The organism is Shigella sp. SIG3 (assembly GCF_053555855.1).
This window is the reverse complement of record NZ_JBQZXE010000086.1, coordinates 1-16,156: the sequence shown is the minus strand read 5'-3', so window position 1 is coordinate 16,156 and position 16,156 is coordinate 1. Positions and strand designations below refer to the sequence as shown.

18 protein-coding genes and 2 pseudogenes are annotated in these 16,156 nt (G+C 52.0%); 4 read left to right on the top strand and 16 right to left on the bottom strand.

Annotated elements, in window-relative coordinates; genetic code table 11:
* The first annotated feature begins 57 nt into the window (after positions 1 to 57).
* Entirely contained in the window at positions 58 to 1,752 is a 1,695-nt protein-coding gene (dgcQ, locus tag ACUU1I_RS14685) for a cellulose biosynthesis regulator diguanylate cyclase DgcQ (RefSeq protein ID WP_094110494.1), read from the top strand.
* On the opposite strand, the pseudogene ACUU1I_RS14680 reads toward dgcQ, so the two are convergent.
* Positions 1,749 to 2,564: pseudogene (locus ACUU1I_RS14680) on the bottom strand (mannosyl-3-phosphoglycerate phosphatase-related protein). The gene dgcQ and the pseudogene ACUU1I_RS14680 overlap by 4 nt on opposite strands.
* Before the next feature lie 297 nt (positions 2,565 to 2,861).
* Positions 2,862 to 3,089 (bottom strand): peroxide/acid resistance protein YodD, encoded by a 228-nt coding sequence (gene yodD, locus ACUU1I_RS14675; RefSeq protein ID WP_005048789.1) that lies wholly within the window; start codon positions 3,087 to 3,089, stop codon positions 2,862 to 2,864.
* Between the two features lie 162 nt (positions 3,090 to 3,251).
* On the opposite strand from yodD, the gene dsrB reads away from it, so the two are divergent.
* The gene (gene dsrB / locus ACUU1I_RS14670; RefSeq protein ID WP_000867222.1) at positions 3,252 to 3,440 is read left to right on the top strand and encodes a protein DsrB; all 189 of its coding nucleotides are present in this window, start codon (positions 3,252 to 3,254) and stop codon (positions 3,438 to 3,440) included.
* Between the two features lie 43 nt (positions 3,441 to 3,483).
* Here dsrB and rcsA read toward each other — a convergent pair whose 3' ends face one another.
* The 14 genes and pseudogenes from rcsA to fliF form a co-directional block, all read right to left on the bottom strand.
* On the bottom strand, positions 3,484 to 4,107 hold the full coding sequence (gene rcsA, locus ACUU1I_RS14665; protein ID WP_000103994.1) for a transcriptional regulator RcsA: 624 nt from the start codon (positions 4,105 to 4,107) through the stop codon (positions 3,484 to 3,486).
* Positions 4,108 to 4,391: 284 nt separating this feature from the next.
* Positions 4,392 to 5,096 (bottom strand): flagellar biosynthetic protein FliR, encoded by a 705-nt coding sequence (locus ACUU1I_RS14660; RefSeq protein ID WP_000983187.1) that lies wholly within the window; start codon positions 5,094 to 5,096, stop codon positions 4,392 to 4,394.
* A gap of 8 nt (positions 5,097 to 5,104) precedes the next feature.
* Positions 5,105 to 5,374, bottom strand: a complete 270-nt coding sequence (gene fliQ, locus ACUU1I_RS14655) for a flagellar biosynthesis protein FliQ (RefSeq protein WP_000187358.1) — start codon at positions 5,372 to 5,374, stop codon at positions 5,105 to 5,107.
* A 9-nt stretch (positions 5,375 to 5,383) separates the two neighbouring features.
* Positions 5,384 to 6,121 (bottom strand): flagellar type III secretion system pore protein FliP, encoded by a 738-nt coding sequence (gene fliP, locus ACUU1I_RS14650; protein WP_001253317.1) that lies wholly within the window; start codon positions 6,119 to 6,121, stop codon positions 5,384 to 5,386.
* A complete protein-coding gene (gene fliO, locus ACUU1I_RS14645) occupies positions 6,121 to 6,486 on the bottom strand; it encodes a flagellar biosynthetic protein FliO (RefSeq protein WP_001298519.1) in 366 nt (121 codons plus the stop codon). The genes fliP and fliO overlap by 1 nt, the downstream gene beginning before the upstream one ends.
* A gap of 2 nt (positions 6,487 to 6,488) precedes the next feature.
* Positions 6,489 to 6,902 (bottom strand): flagellar motor switch protein FliN, encoded by a 414-nt coding sequence (fliN, locus tag ACUU1I_RS14640; protein WP_001282087.1) that lies wholly within the window; start codon positions 6,900 to 6,902, stop codon positions 6,489 to 6,491.
* Positions 6,899 to 7,903, bottom strand: coding sequence for a flagellar motor switch protein FliM (gene fliM, locus ACUU1I_RS14635; RefSeq protein ID WP_005069163.1), 1,005 nt, complete (start codon positions 7,901 to 7,903; stop codon positions 6,899 to 6,901). The genes fliN and fliM overlap by 4 nt, the downstream gene beginning before the upstream one ends.
* Positions 7,904 to 7,907: 4 nt before the next feature.
* Complete coding sequence (gene fliL / locus ACUU1I_RS14630; RefSeq protein ID WP_000133106.1) at positions 7,908 to 8,372, bottom strand: flagellar basal body-associated protein FliL; 465 nt, start codon at positions 8,370 to 8,372, stop codon at positions 7,908 to 7,910.
* Positions 8,373 to 8,476: 104 nt separating this feature from the next.
* Entirely contained in the window at positions 8,477 to 9,604 is a 1,128-nt protein-coding gene (locus ACUU1I_RS14625; protein ID WP_000620125.1) for a flagellar hook-length control protein FliK, read from the bottom strand.
* A complete protein-coding gene (gene fliJ, locus ACUU1I_RS14620; RefSeq protein WP_001619549.1) occupies positions 9,601 to 10,044 on the bottom strand; it encodes a flagellar export protein FliJ in 444 nt (147 codons plus the stop codon). Before fliJ ends, ACUU1I_RS14625 begins: the two co-directional genes overlap by 4 nt.
* Positions 10,045 to 10,062: 18 nt before the next feature.
* A complete protein-coding gene (fliI, locus tag ACUU1I_RS14615) occupies positions 10,063 to 11,436 on the bottom strand; it encodes a flagellar protein export ATPase FliI (protein ID WP_000213280.1) in 1,374 nt (457 codons plus the stop codon).
* The gene (gene fliH, locus ACUU1I_RS14610; RefSeq protein ID WP_449144850.1) at positions 11,436 to 12,122 is read right to left on the bottom strand and encodes a flagellar assembly protein FliH; all 687 of its coding nucleotides are present in this window, start codon (positions 12,120 to 12,122) and stop codon (positions 11,436 to 11,438) included. Before fliH ends, fliI begins: the two co-directional genes overlap by 1 nt.
* Positions 12,115 to 13,110, bottom strand: a complete 996-nt coding sequence (gene fliG, locus ACUU1I_RS14605; RefSeq protein WP_000067950.1) for a flagellar motor switch protein FliG — start codon at positions 13,108 to 13,110, stop codon at positions 12,115 to 12,117. Before fliG ends, fliH begins: the two co-directional genes overlap by 8 nt.
* Positions 13,103 to 14,761: pseudogene (fliF, locus tag ACUU1I_RS14600) on the bottom strand (flagellar basal-body MS-ring/collar protein FliF). The gene fliG and the pseudogene fliF overlap by 8 nt, the downstream one beginning before the upstream one ends.
* 213 nt (positions 14,762 to 14,974) lie before the next feature.
* Here fliF and fliE point away from each other — a divergent pair.
* A complete protein-coding gene (fliE, locus tag ACUU1I_RS14595) occupies positions 14,975 to 15,289 on the top strand; it encodes a flagellar hook-basal body complex protein FliE (RefSeq protein WP_001274298.1) in 315 nt (104 codons plus the stop codon).
* A gap of 344 nt (positions 15,290 to 15,633) precedes the next feature.
* Complete coding sequence (emrE, locus tag ACUU1I_RS14590; RefSeq protein ID WP_001070440.1) at positions 15,634 to 15,966, top strand: multidrug efflux SMR transporter EmrE; 333 nt, start codon at positions 15,634 to 15,636, stop codon at positions 15,964 to 15,966.
* Positions 15,967 to 16,156 lie beyond the last annotated feature (190 nt).

Here is a 16,156-nt window from a genome sequence, read left to right as displayed (position 1 = left end):
GTACGCTATTGCCGGGTTATGCCAGAATCATAAAAAAGCAGGTTGGGAGTCGTCAGGGTGCAGCACGAGACAAAAATGGAAAACCAGAGCTGGTTGAAAAAACTCGCACGCCGCCTGGGGCCCGGTCATGTCGTTAATCTCTGCTTTATCGTGGTATTGCTTTTTTCCACCTTGCTCACCTGGCGTGAAGTGGTGGTGCTGGAAGATGCCTATATCTCCAGCCAGCGTAATCATCTGGAAAACGTAGCCAACGCGCTCGATAAGCATTTGCAGTATAACGTCGACAAACTGATCTTTTTGCGTAATGGCATGCGCGAAGCTCTCGTGGCGCCACTGGATTTCACCTCTCTGCGTAATGCCGTAACCGAGTTCGAACAGCATCGCGACGAGCACGCCTGGCAAATCGAACTCAACCGACGGCGCACCCTGCCAGTCAATGGCGTATCGGATGCATTAGTCAGCGAGGGGAATTTCCTGTCTCGCGAAAATGAAAGCCTCGACAATGAAATTACCGCTGCACTGGAAGTTGGTTACTTGCTGCGACTGGCGCACAACTCCTCGTCGATGGTTGAACAGGCGATGTATGTCTCGCGTGCTGGATTTTACGTTTCGACGCAGCCGACCTTGTTTATGCGCAATGTACCAACGCGTTATTACGGCTATGTCACCCAACCCTGGTTTATCGGCCATTCGCAACGAGAAAATCGTCACCGCGCGGTACGCTGGTTCACTTCGCAACCGGAACACGCCAGCAATACTGAACCGCAGGTTACCGTCAGTGTTCCGGTAGACAGTAATAACTACTGGTATGGCGTGCTGGGGATGAGTATTCCCGTGCGTACTATGCAGCAATTTTTAAGAAACGCCATCGATAAAAACCTCGATGGTGAGTATCAGCTCTATGACAGTAAGCTGATATTTTTGACCTCTTCCAATCCTGACCATCCAACAGGGAATATTTTTGATCCTCGTGAACTGGCCTTGCTGGCGCAGGCAATGGAACATGACACGCGGGGCGGCATTCGTATGGACAGTCGCTATGTTAGCTGGGAACGTCTGGACCATTTCGACGGTGTGCTGGCGCGCGTCCATACGCTAAGCGAAGGCGTGCGCGGCGATTTCGGCAGTATCAGCATTGCATTAACCCTGCTGTGGGCGCTCTTTACCACCATGTTACTCCTTTCCTGGTATGTGATTCGCCGGATGGTCAGCAACATGTATGTTCTGCAAAGCTCGTTGCAGTGGCAGGCGTGGCACGACACCTTAACGCGTTTATATAACCGTGGCGCACTGTTCGAAAAAGCCCGTCCGCTCGCTAAATTGTGTCAGACGCACCAACATCCTTTTTCTGTCATTCAGGTCGATCTTGACCATTTTAAAGCGATTAATGACCGCTTTGGTCATCAGGCGGGCGACCGTGTTCTTTCTCATGCTGCCGGATTAATTAGCAGTTCCTTGCGTGCGCAGGACGTTGCCGGGCGGGTCGGTGGTGAGGAGTTTTGTGTGATTCTGCCAGGCGCGAATCTGACGCAGGCTGCGGAGGTCGCAGAACGTATTCGCCTGAAGTTAAATGAAAAAGAGATGCTGATCGCCAAGAGTACAACGATACGCATCAGTGCCTCGCTGGGGGTAAGTAGCAGCGAGGAAACCGGTGATTATGATTTTGAACAACTCCAGTCATTGGCCGACCGTCGGCTTTACCTCGCAAAACAGGCCGGGCGCAATCGGGTATTCGCGAGCGATCACGCTTAACGGGCGGAGAAAAAATGGTCCAGCCCTTCACGCCAGCCTTCCGGTCCTTCACGCTGCGTTCGCCAGACGCGGGCCGGATCCTCATCATGCAGATGTACCCCTTCACGGTTTAGCCCTTTCACAATCACCGCGTAATCCATTACCTCCAGTAAAGGCGCATCGTTTGGCCCATCGCCCAGGCCAAGTGTGGTTGGGCGTCTGCCTGACAATTGTTGATAGGTCGCGATAATCCAGTTGGCAGCCTGATCTTTTCCGGCAGAGGCATCCAGTACGTGCCAGAAGCGCGCACCCTGCATAAACTGCAAGCCCAGTTCGTTCAGACGAGCGATAAATTGTGCCATACGCTCGTCACTGTCGCGCCAGATTAGCGTTACCGACGCCTCATGCAGCTGCGTCAGCGCCGCCTAGCTACGGCTTAATCCCGTCCATTCGGCAATGGTTGCATCGTCGACATCATCAAAAGTCGTGAATTTAAAATGTTCTTTCTCGCGTAGCGTATTTAAAACCTGGCAGATTTCGCCATGGCTAATACCTGAGATGATGCGTGGAAAACCGTCTATATCCTGCCATTGTTCAGCAAGCTGGATCACTGCGCCATTCTCTGCAATCAGCGGTAAGCCTTGTAGCCCCAACATTTTTTGCAAGTACAGCATTTCCGCTGAAGTTTTACTGCTACAGAGAATGACGGGAATATTGGCTTCGTGTAAACGGCTGAGCCAGGGGGCTGCCGGTTGCCAGTCATAACTATGACTGTCCAGCAGGGTGCCATCAAGATCGCTAAAAACCAGTAGTGGTTGTTGAATTGAAAACATGGTCGCGCAGTACTCCCCTTACCAGGATGATTCTCAAAACAGCACAAATAATCAAAGATGATTTTTTCGGGAGCGATCCCGTTGACACCAGAGCCACCAAGGGGTGACGCGCGTCACATTTCTATTCATAAGTAGCGTTAATCATTCATAGCGCGAATATTTTCTTGTCAGCGAAAAAAATTGCAGATAAGGTGATGAACACATCAGATTTCCTGGTGTAACGAATTTTTTAAGTGCTTCTTGCTTAAGCAAGTTTCATCCCGACACCCTCAGGGTCGGGATTTTTTTATTGTGCATTCAACGATTCACTTCAGAGACGCTGAAGTCATGAATATCCAGTTCGAAGGCATCCGCCAATTCACGCCATGTATGATATTCACGTCCATCGACGCTAACGTGTTCAGAATCGTTCTGGCTGCGATGAACTTCGCTTTCGCTAATTTCATTGATCGCCGCCAGCAGGGCATCGACATCGACGCTGACCTCACGTTTTGCGGTATCGCTGTACACTTTTGCGGTTTTCATCATCTTTCCTCGCAACCGTTACTCTGTTGTTGCCGCCAGTCGTTAAGTCCGCCTGGCATCTCTTAAGTATAGACCGTCGAGAAAATCAGCACTCGCGCGCGCTTGGCGCTGCCAGAAAAACGAAATTGTTCTACACTGGCACAAAGCCACAGGAGGAAAACGATGAAGGTGAATGATCGGGTAACAGTCAAAACGGATAGCGGTCCGCGTCGTCCTGGAGTGGTACTGGCAGTTGAGGAGTTTAGTGAAGGCACAATGTACCTGGTTGCGCTGGAAGACTACCCGCTCGGCATCTGGTTCTTTAATGAAGCAGGGCATCAGGACGGTATCTTTGTTGAGAAAGCAGAGTAATCTTATTCAGCCTGACTGGTGGGAAACCACCAGTCAGAATGTGTTAGCGCATGTTGACAAAAATACCATTAGTCACATTATCCGTCAGTCGGACGACATGGTAGATAACCTGTTTATTATGCGTTTTGATCTTACGTTTAATATTACCTTTATGCGATGAAACGGTCTTGGCTTTGATATTCATTTGGTCGGAGATTTGAATGGTTCCCTGACCTGCCATCCACATTCGCAACATACTCGATTCGGTTCGGCTCAATGATAACGTCGGCATATTTAAAAACGAGGTTATCGTTGTCTCTTTTTTCAGAATATCGCCAAGGATATCGTCGAGAGATTCCGGTTTAATCGATTTAGAACTGATCAATAAATTTTTTCTGACCAATAGATATTCATCAAAATGAACATTGGCAATTGCCATAAAAACGATAAATAACGTATTGGGATGTTGATTAATGATGTGCTTGATGCGCTGACTGTTAGAAGCATCGTGGATGAAACAGTCCTCATTAATAAACACCACTGAAGGACGCTGTGAATCACAAGCTATGGCAAGGTCATCAACGGTTTCAATGTCGTTGATTTCTCTTTTTTTAACCCCTCTACTCAACAGATACCCGGTTAAACCTAGTCGGGTGTAACTACATAAATCCATAATAATCGTTGACATGGCATACCCTCACTCAATGCGTAACGATAATTCCCCTTACCTGAATATTTCATCATGACTAAACGGAACAACATGGGTCACCTAATGCGCCACTCTCGCAATTTTTCAGGCGGACTTACTATCCCGTAAAGTGTTGTATAATTTGCCTGGAATTGTCTTAAAGTAAATGTTGCGATATGTGAGTGAGCTTAAAACAAATATTTCGCTACAGGAGTATCCTGGAAGATGTTCGCAGATATTATTTTTCGGATAATCCTTAGGGTAGCATGATAAACGTTACGGAATTATATTAATGGTAATTCACTAATAATATCAGCCAGCAAATTAAAAATTTCACTGAATAAATGTTCGCAAAAAGGCGCAATTAACGGCATTAATGCCGCCATTAAAGAGATGCCGACAGTCAGAGTTAATGGAAATCCAATAACAAAAATGGATAATTGCGGGGCCATACGATTCAGTAAACCTAATGCCAGATTCAGGGTCAGCAACAGAGTAATGAGCGGTAACGCCAGCATCAGCCCGTTAAGGAAAATCAAACTCCCTGCTTTGGTGGGTGCCAGAAACGCATTGCTGTTCAACGGTTCGCTACCAATCGGCAGGGTGTGAAAGGTATCGACCAGCAGTGAAATCAACCATAAATGACCGTTAAATGTCGCAAATGACAGCCCCATTTGCAGACCGATAATTTCGCCAGCGGTTCGCACAGCGGCAAAGGCAAATTGCATGGTAAAACCAAGCGCAATGCCGATCAGGATCTGCTGCACGGCCAGCCACAGAGCAAAGAACGAAAAAACAGGAACATCGTTGGCAGGTAATGATGGGGCAATGGCGAACGTGATCATCATTGCCAGACCCAGTTTTACCCGTTTCGGCACGCTGCGTTCGCTCAGAATTGGCGCGGTAGAAATGAGCGCCAGCACGCGCAGTAACGGCCAGAAGTACAGGCTTAACCAGGAAAGCCATTGATCGCTTGTCTCCTGCATCATTGTACGGGCTACCCGATGATATACGGCAGGTTAGTGAACAAGGTGCGGACGTAATCCAGCAACAGATTGAGCATCCACGGTCCGGCAATAATGATGGCGATAAATACGGCGATGATTTTCGGAATAAACGACAGCGTCATTTCGTTAATCTGCGTGGCTGCCTGCAAAATACTGATGATAAGGCCCGTGACCAGCGCTACCAGCAACAGCGGGGCTGCCAGTGCCAGCGCGACTTTCATCGCTTCAGTTCCCATCATCATGACCGATTCAGGTGTCATTTTGCCTCTCTAGCTGTAAAAGCTCTGCGCCAGCGAACCGACCAGCAATTGCCAGCCATCCACCAGTACAAACAGCATCAGTTTAAAGGGCAGAGCAATGGTGGCGGGGGGAACCATCATCATCCCCAATGCCATCAACACGCTGGCAATCACCAGGTCGATAATCAAAAAAGGGATGAAAATCGTGAAGCCTATCTGAAATGCGGTTTTCAACTCGCTGGTCACGTAGGCCGGGAGCAAAATGCGCATCGGTACAGCTTCAGGCCCCTGCAACGGGCCGGTATTCGCCAGTCTGGCAAACAACCCTAAATCTGCCTCGCGGGTCTGACGCAGCATAAACTCACGCAGCGGCTGCGCCCCTTTTTCCAGCGCCTCCTGCATTGAGATTTTCTCTTCGCTGAATGGCTGGTACGCATCGACATAAATTTTGTCGATCACTGGCGACATAATAAAAAAGGTCAAAAACAGTGCCAGCCCCAGCAATACCTGGTTAGGTGGCGCGGAGGGCGTTCCCAGCGCGTTACGCAATAAACCAAAAACAATAATGATGCGGGTGAAACTGGTCATCATCAGTAAAATCGCTGGAATGAACGTCAACGAGGTGATGAACACCAGCGTCTGCACCGGGAGCGACCAGCTTTGTCCACCGCCAGGTAGCGGCTGGCTGGTGATACCCGGCAGTTGCGCGAAGGCGAGGGGCATAATCAGCCAGAGAAGGACCGGTGCGACAGAAAACAAACGACGCATCAGGATCTCCCGCCACGCTTAAGCAAATTTTTCATGACCGACTGAAAATCGGTCTGCGGTATCTCTTCCGTTGGTGCTGAAGGGGGAAGTTTATGCAGCAGATTGATTTGCCCTGCGGTAACGCCGAGCACCAGCCGTGCATCTTCCACATCGACCACCACGACCCGTTCACGCGCGCCCAGCGAAGCACTGGCGCTAATTTTCAGACCGTTAACGCCAGTGCGTTTAGGGGCAAATCCCAGCCGTTTTACCAGCCAGGCAGCAGCGAGGATCAGGGCAATAATGGCGATGAGTGCGCCGCTCACCTGCAGCAGTGGCTCAGCAGAAACCGGCGCGGAAGATTGCACAGTAGCATGGTTATTCATCACTAACGGCTCAGGCGGCGCATCCGCTCGGACGGGGTAATGATATCGGTGATCCGCACGCCATATTTATCGGCAACAACCACCACTTCGCCTTGGGCGATTAAATAACCGTTGTTCAGAATATCCAGCGGTTCGCCCGCCAGACCGTCCAGCGCCACGACTGACCCTTGCGTCAGACGCAACAGCTCTTTGATGGTCATCCGCGTACGGCCCAGCTCGACGGTCAGCTTGACCGGAATATCCATAATCAGGTCGATATCCTGCAACGTTCCGCTGACATCACCACCGCCAAATTGCTGGAACACCGCGTCGGCAGCGCTTTTTTCGCTGGTTGATTTTTGCTCGCTCAACGCTTCAGCCCACAGATCGTCCATTGCGCCGTTGTTGTCATCGGCCGGATTATTCATGTCACTCATTTGGGCTGTTCCTCGTTCAGAGAATTTAAAATCGGGTTAATCAAATGTTCTATCCGTAACGCATACTGACCGTTGAGAGTGCCGTACTGACTGGTCAGAACCGGGACGCCGTCAACATGGGCGATGATGCGATCGGGTTTTTCTATCGGCAGGATGTCGCCGGGTTTCAGTTTTAAAATCTGCGACAGGCGTAGCGAGATATCGGCAAAGTTGGCCACCAGTTCCAGCTGTGAATGCTGCACCTGGCGCACCAGGTTATCGCGCCAGTTCTGATCTTCATTACGCGAGTTTTCCAGCGGCGGGTTAACCAACAATTCCCGTAGCGGCTCGATCATGCTGAATGGCAGGCAGATATTAAATTCGCCGGTCAGGTTGCCAATCTCCACATGGAACGGCGTGTTAACCACAATGTCGTTCGGCGAGGTGGTGATATTGGTAAATTCCACCTGCATTTCCGAACGCACGTACTCAACTTCCAGCGGATTAATCGCTTTCCAGGCGTCGCTATAGCCTTCCAGCGCCAGCTTCAACATACGGTTGATGACGCGCTGTTCAGTATGGGTAAACTCGCGACCTTCCACTTTGGTCGGGAAGCGTCCATCGCCGCCAAACAGGTTATCCACGGCGATAAACACCAGACTCGGCGAGAACACTACCAGCCCTGTGCCGCGTAGCGGTTTCAGGTGGATTAGGTTCAGGTTGGTCGGCACCGGCAGGTTGCGGGCAAATTCATGGTATGGCTGAATGCGGATGGCCCCGACGGTAATGTCCGGGCTACGGCGCAGCAGGTTGAACAGCCCCATACGAAAATGGCGGGCAAAGCGCTCATTAATGATTTCCAGCGCCTGCAAACGTTCGCGCACAACCCGTCGTTGGGTATTCGGATCGTACGGACGAATGTCACTTTCGCCGCTAACACTGGCTGTCGGTTCGTCTTTGACTTCGCTGTCACCATTCAACAGCGCATCAATTTCAGCTTGAGAAAGAATACTATCGCCCATGTCGTTATCGCAGAATAAAAGCGGTATACAGCACGTCGGTGACATCCTGTTTCGGTTGCCCGGCAACAAGCGGGGTGGAAAGTGTGGTTTTAATCTCGGCAATCAGGTTTTTCTTGCCTTCTTCTGTCGCCAGTACGGCAGCATCCTGACGTGAAAACAGTAACAGCAAGCGACTACGGACTTCCGGCAAATACTCACTCAGCCGCGAGCGGGTTGCTTCATCTTTCAGTCGCAGGGTTATGCCGATATAAAGCACGCGATCCGCATCGCCCAAATTGACCGTAAAGGTATCCAGCGCATAGAAGACCGGGGAGGGCACGACGCGTTGCTGCGCTTTGTCGTCAGCGGCAACCTGATGCGAATGCCAGTAGCTGTAACCTGCGCTGGCACAGGCCGCGAGGGTAATGAATACCAGAATCGGGATCCAAAGCGATCGCTTGCTTTTCTTGCTTATCGCGTAATCAGTCATGTGTTGCGGTCTTCCTGTGTCGCTACTGCTTATCGGCTAATTATCCTGCGTCTTGAGCGCAACAAAGCGGGGAAAAGACGCGGATTACGGTGCTACCTCTGACGTTAGGCGAAAATATCAACGCCGCTGTTACCTGTTACACGCCCTTGTAAAGAGACGGGAACCGGAAGCGTATCGTCGTCATCCCCCGCCAGAGGTTCATGGTTTGCTGTGCGTTGGCTTTGCTGTTGCTGGGAAGCGGCCTGCTGCTGACCACTAAAGCTTTCGCCACTAATGTTGCTTTGCCCTAACTGAATGCCACTTTCGGCCAGCTGCGTACGCAGTACCGGCAGCGCTGCTTCCAGGGCGGCGCGTACGTGCTGATGCGGTGAAATCATCTGGATCTGCGCCTGGTTATCATCCACTTTGAGGGAAATTTGCACTTCACCTAAATCCTGTGGGTGCAGACGCAACTCTGCACTTTGTTGCCCCTGGCGGGTGAACAGCGAAATATGCTGGCTCAATGATTGTTGCCATTCGTGAGAACCCAGCGATGCACTCAAAACAGGCGCGGCGACGGTGGGCAGTGGCTGTGTCTGGTGTGGAGTGATTAGCGGGCTGGCGTCAGCGGTCACCGGCGAAGGCGTGCTGATGACTTCCGCTTTACTCTGGGCTTCTGCTACCAGCGGTGTTAATGGCTGAGCTGGTGTGCCGGGGGCGTCATCAGGCTGTGCTGTAGTGAGTTGCGCAGAAGTCAGTTTTGTGAAGAGCGTTGGTTTCTCTGCCGGTAACACGGTTGACGGTGCATCAGTCACTTTGGGCGTATTGTCAAAACCCGGCAACATCGCAAAAAGGGCGCTCAGACTTGCGGTGACGTCTTCATTAAGATCATCCGCTTTTTCGTCTTTTGTCGTATTTTTGTCAGCCACCGCAGCCAACGTCATTGTCTGAGCGGTGGTTAACGGTGTTGATGTGGATTGTTCGTCGTTGATGACAGGAAGTGTTTCATCCACAGGGATCAGTAAATCCGCTTGTTGCGCATCGGCAAGAATATCGCTGACCAGCGGCTCGCCTTTTGTCGTGGGCTTATCTGTTGCCACCAGCAACTGGGGGGCCGCTTTGTCAGTTGTTGTCTCGCCTGCTAATGCTTCGCTCAACAACGTTAGAAAATCTTGTGCAGCATCGCTGGCTTTGCCGCCAGGCAATGTGGTGGTGTCAACGTCGGCGGTAATCAAGGGCGCTAAGCGAATCATTCAGGTTTCCTCATGGCGGCGCGCTGGGCGAACTCATCCATCTTTTTCTGATCGAGGCGGTTTTCTGCAAGCAGTGCCGCCGTGGATTGCCGTTCCTGCAGTGTCTGCCAGGCCTGCAAACGTTGTTTCTTTTCTCGCCAGCTGTTCAGGGCAATGTCAACTTTCTGCGTCCACTGATTAAGTTGCTGGCGATGCTGAGTAATGGCTTTTTCCAGCGTCTGGATAAACTGCTGATAGTTGATCCAGCGGTTGCTGGTCATCCCGGCACTCATATCGCTATTGAGGTTATTGCGATATTCATTCTGATAATCGATCAGCATTTTGAGCTGTTCTTCCGCCTGCTGACATCCGCGACGCATTTCACCCAGCAGGCGAGCGGCATCCTCTACCTCTTTTTCTGCCAGATCTTTCAGGGGCGCCAGCGCACCATGTTCCGCCATCTGCCGTTATCTCCTGGGTTATGACACTGTCGGGAAAATACGCTCCAGCCCCTGGAGAGACGCTTCCCAGTCCGCGCGTTCAAAAATGCCTTGTTGCAAATAGCCCTCCAGCTGCGGCCACAGGGCGATGGCTTTATCGAGCATCGGATCGCTGCCTTTGGCATACGCGCCGACGCTAACCAGATCGCGGTTACGCTGAAAACTCGACAACAGCTGTTTGAAGGTGCGCACTCGCGCGTAATGTTGCTCACTGATCAACGCCGTCATTGCGCGACTGATCGACGCTTCAATATCGATAGCCGGATAGTGCCCGGCTTCCGCCAGTCGGCGAGACAGCACAATGTGACCGTCGAGGATTGCCCGCGCGGAGTCAGCAATGGGGTCCTGCTGGTCATCGCCTTCGGTGAGCACGGTATAAAACGCGGTAATCGAGCCGCCGCCGCTAATGCCATTACCGGCACGCTCGACCAGTGCCGGTAATTTGGCAAACACCGACGGTGGATAACCTTTAGTGGCAGGTGGTTCGCCAATCGCCAGCGCAATTTCACGCTGGGCCATCGCGTAGCGGGTGAGGGAGTCCATAATCAGCAACACATGCTGACTACGATCGCGAAAATCTTCGGCAATGCGCGTGGCATAGGCGGCACCTTGCATTCGCAGGAGCGGAGAAACATCCGCCGGAGCGGCAATCACCACTGAGCGTGCACGTCCTTCGGCACCGAGGATATTCTCAATAAAATCTTTTACTTCGCGCCCACGTTCACCAATCAAACCCACGACAATGACATCGGCGCGGGTGTAACGTGCCATCATCCCCAGCAGCACACTTTTACCAACGCCCGACCCGGCAAACAGCCCCATACGCTGCCCGCGTCCGACGGTAAGCAGGGCATTGATTGGGCGCACGCCGGTGTCCAGCACATGTTCAATCGGTGTACGTTGCAACGGGTTAAATGGCGGGGTAATCAGCGCACCGGTTTCCGTCGTATCGGGGAAGGGCAGGCCATCGAGCGGTTTACCGCTACCGTCCAGAACACGACCTAATAACGCCGGACCGAGCGGCAACTGCTTGCCGCTTTGCAGCCCTTCTGCCGAAATGTTTTTGGCATATACACGCGCGCCGGGCAGGACACCTTCCACTTCCTCCAGCGGCATTAAAAACAGCCGTTGACCGTTAAAGCCAACGACTTCGCTTTCTACTTCGTGCGTTTCGCTGCCGTTCTGGCGCTCAATGACACAGGTTGCGCCGAGCGGCAATTGTAATCCGGTGGCTTCCAGCACCAGCCCGGTAGCGCGGGTTAATCGCCCGTAGCGACGTACCGCAGGCAACTGCGCCATTTTTGCTTCAAAGTTATCCAGCGTGGTTAGCCATCGAGTCAGGCGCGTGGTCATTACACCACTCCTAGTGCTGCCAGACGGCAGAGTTCTTGCCAGCGAGTGGCGACACTGGCGTCGAGATCGCCTTCATCGGCGGAGACTTTACATCCGCCAGGGTGGAGGGCGGGATCGCCCCGCAAGCGCCAGCCATGCAAACTTAAAGTTGCGCCGAGCATATCATCCACACGTTGCAGATCATCCGGGTGTACGCGCAGCTGTGGTTTCCCGCTGAATAACGGTTCTTGCTGCAACAACTGTTGGATCTGTTTGATCAGTGCCGAGTTATCCACCGTTGGTGTCTGACCGATCACCTGATGTGCTGCCTCCAGCGCCATCTGCATCAGGCGCGAAGCTATCACACTATCAAGCGCATCAAGGGTAGTTTGAAATTCGCTGACCAGTTGCTGCATCCGGGCATGAATTGGCGCTTGTTGAGCCTTCGCCTCTGCCAGACCTTGTTCCAGCCCCTGGGCCAGTCCTTCCTGATAGCCCTGTTCGTGACCTTGCTGGCGACCTTCGGCAATCCCCGCCTGATAACCCTGCTCGTGGGCCTGCATTTGCAGTTGCGCCAGTTGCTGCTCAAGGCTGGGTTCGGCCTCTTCAATAATGGTTTCTTCCGACTCGACCATTGGCACAAACTCTGCCGGTGGTGGCGCGAGATCGTCCGGCGTCCAGGTTTTCCACGGCAGATTATCAGACATAGGTATCCTCGCCGCTGCCAATCACCATCTCGCCAGTTTCGGCAAGACGGCGCACAATCAGCAGAATCGCTTTCTGTTCGTTTTCGACCTGCGACAGACGCACCGGACCACGGTTGGCGAGATCGTCGCGCAGAATATCGGCGGCACGCTGCGACATATTGCGCAGGAATTTCTCGCGCAGTGGCTGCTCGGCCCCTTTCAGCGCGATCAGCAGCGATTCGGAATCCACTTCCTGCAACAGACGCTGAATGCTGCGATCATCGACATCCACCAGATTCTCGAACAGGAACATCTCGTCGATGATTTTCTGCGCCAGCTCGCCGTCGAATTCACGCACGGCGGTAATAACGGCTTCTTCCTGCTGCGTTTTCATCAGGTTGATAATTTCGGCTGCCGTTCTCACGCCGCCCATTTTGCTGCGCTTGAGATTCTGACCGTCGAGCAAGCCATTCAGTACTTCGGTCAGTTCGGCCAGCGCGGCTGGCTGCACGCCGCCAAAGGTGGCGATACGCAACATCACGTCGTGGCGCAGACGTTCATCGAACAACGCCAGAATATCGGCGGCCTGGGCGCGCTTCAGATGCACCAGAATGGTGGCGATAATTTGCGGATGCTCATCGCGAATCAGATCGGCGGCGCTCTGCGGCTCCATAAAGTTGAGCGTTTCAATACCGCTGGCGGTATCGCGGGTTTCGAGAATATCTTCCAGCAGGCTGGCGGCACGTTCTTCACCCAGAGCTTTGACCAATACCGAACGCAGATAATCGTTGGCGTTGATATTCAGTGCAGCAAACTGTTCAGCTTCTTGCTCAAACTCCGCCAGCACATCGGTTAGCTGCTTGTTGGAGATCTGCGTGACGTTCGCCATTGCAGCGCTCAGGGTTTGCACTTCGCGCTGGGAGAGGTGCTTGAACACCTCTGCCGCCCGGTCTTCGCCAATGGTCATCAGCAGGATGACGCTTTTATCGGTGCCTGTCAGGTTACTCATGATCGTTATTTATCCACTGGCGAATGACCAGCGCCACCACGCGCGGATCGTTATCAGACATTTCACGGATACGCTGGCTCATGACTTCTGCCCCCAGTCGTTGGTTAGCGCGCCGTTGTTGGAGTTGTTCGTCTTTGCTCAGACGGACTTCCACCGCATCTTCCACTTCCTCGCGGGCCTGCGCCTGTTGCTGCACAGTCTTCACCGCCTCGGCGCGACGTGTTAGCTGCGGGCGTACCGCTTTCCGCCACAGCAACCACGCCACCAGCAGTACCAGCAACCAGCGACCGGCAGCCAGCAACTGATCGATAAACACTTGCTGTTGCCAAAACGGCAGTGCTCCGCCGCTTTCGTCACTGCTATTGAACGGCGAGTTAACAACATTGAGCGAATCACCGCGTTTTTCAGAAAAGCCCATCGCCTCGCGGGTCAGAGCTTCAATTTGCTTCATCTGTTCGTTGCTGAGAGGCAATGGTTTACCGTCTGGCAAGGTTTTGTAATTCACCACTACCGCGACTGACAGACGTTGCACATCGCCCACGTTCATTTTGGTATGACGAATGGTGCGATCGACTTCGTAGTTACTGGTTTCATTCCGCTGTGTGCTACGCGGCCCACTATTGCTGGTGGTGCTCGCCTGCTGCTGGCGGTTATTTTGATTTGTCGGAGGCGTGCTGATTGGCGCGTTATTCGCAGGTGCCGGTTGATTCGACAACGCCCCCGGTACGCCGCCCGGATAACCGGAACCGCTTTGCTCGCTCTCATTAAGCTGGCGTGAACGAAGCGCCGCATGAGATTCATCACCGTTAGGGCGATACTGTTCTTCCGTTTGTTCTTTACTGGCGAAGTCCAGTTGCGCCGTGACCTAGGCGTGAATATTACCGTTACCAACAATAGGCGACAGGATCGCTTCAATACGCCGCTGAATACGGCCTTCGACATCGCTGGCATATTTCAACTGAGCGTCATTAAGATCGCGCCCGCTGGTATTGGACTGGGTTAACAGATGCCCGCCCTGATCCACCAGCGTGACGTTTCCAGGCGGCAGACCAGCAACCGCGCTGGAAACCAGATGTACAATAGCGCTAATTTGCCCTTCATCGAGTGCGCGGCTGGGTAACAGATTTACCGTCACCGATGCAGAAGGGGATTTTTGTTCACGGACGAATAAAGACGGTTTCGGCATTGCCAGATGTACGCGCGCCCCTTTTACCGAGCCGATAGTTTCGATGGTACGAGAAAGCTCGCCTTCCAGCGCCCGCTGATAATTCACCTGTTCGCTGAACTGGCTGATACCAAACTTTTCCTGATCGAGCAGTTCGAAACCGACCGCGCCGCCTTTGGGCAAACCTTGTTGCGCCAGGCGCAGGCGCAGTTCGTGAACTTTATCTGCCGGAACCTCAATAGCGCCGCTGGCTTCGCTGAAGCGGTAAGGAATATTCATTTGCGTCAGTTGGCTGACAATTGCGCCACCATCCTGATCGGAAAGATTGCTGAATAATGTGCGGTAGTCGGGGGCTTTCGCCCACAGGATCAGTGCGACCATGACCGCCACTGCCGCGGAACCGGTAACAATCAATGGAATTTTCGGATTCGCACGCAGGCGATTAAGCCACTCAAGAGATTTTGTCTGGGCTGCAGTCGCATTCATCGCGCACCTCGTGGCTGATTATGGACGGCGTTATTGGCAAAGTGGAACAAGACTCACTCTCGGGTCAGCAAACTCGAAAAATTGACGCTCCCATTATTTGTGCTTTCGTTTTTTCTATCCGCCAATAAACCCGTTTTTTTGTTGCTATTTAGCGCCTTTGTCTTATTGACTTACTGGTAGGCTTTGTTACCAGAAATTATCCGGGAGACGAAAATGTCAGCGATACAGGGGATTGAAGGGGTTATCAGCCAGTTACAGGCTACGGCGATGAGTGCGCGTGCGCAGGAATCACTGCCGCAACCGACCATTAGTTTTGCCGGGCAGCTGCACGCCGCGATCGATCGCATAAGCGATACACAAACAGTCGCCCGCACGCAGGCAGAAAAATTCACCCTCGGTGAACCCGGCGTGGCGCTAAACGATGTGATGACCGATATGCAAAAAGCCTCAGTTTCTATGCAAATGGGGATTCAGGTGCGTAATAAGCTGGTGGCGGCGTATCAGGAAGTGATGTCTATGCAGGTGTAGGTTGTGTAACCTGTTGACTATGCTTGTTTAATTATATCCGATCCCACAGCGTGGGGCATGGATGGGGCAAACTCACTCAATTTCTGGTTTAAAATGGATACCTGATCCTGGTTGTTTTCTGCCATCCACGATCCGTAAACGCGATAACATGTTTTGTCTTCGCTTTGCTCCCAGGAAGAGTGAACTCATTCGTTAGCCTGGGGTTCCTTCTGATCATTATTGTTCCTGCCTTTATCTCTTGCCACGCCAGAGCCCCTTGGATACACATACACTAGGATGAAAACGGTGAGTTGTGTTCAAACTGTAGTACAATTCTCTCCAGTATGAACAGGAAAGAATATGCTATGAACCCTTATATTTATCTTGGTGGCGCAATACTTGCAGAGGTCATTGGTACAACCTTAATGAAGTTTTCAGAGGGGTTTACACGGTTATGGCCCTCTGTTGGCACAATTATTTGCTATTGTGCATCATTCTGGTTATTAGCTCAGACGCTGGCTTATATACCTACAGGGATTGCTTATGCTATCTGGTCAGGAGTCGGTATCGTTCTGATTAGTTTGCTTTCCTGGGGATTTTTTGGTCAACGACTGGACCTGCCAGCTATCATAGGCATGATGTTGATTTGTGCCGGTGTGTTAGTCATTAACTTGTTGTCACGAAGTGCACCGCATTAAAAAATAATTCTCCTTGAGATAACAGGAATCTGATTTGTGCATATTATGGCTAATGTTCGGGGCACCTTTATAATTATGATTGCATTTGCGCGATCATTGTGCCTTTATGCATAATGAGATCAAGGCACATCAAATAAAATAACGATAGGTCACAACAATGAGGTTTTTATGAAAAAACTTATCGTTTCAA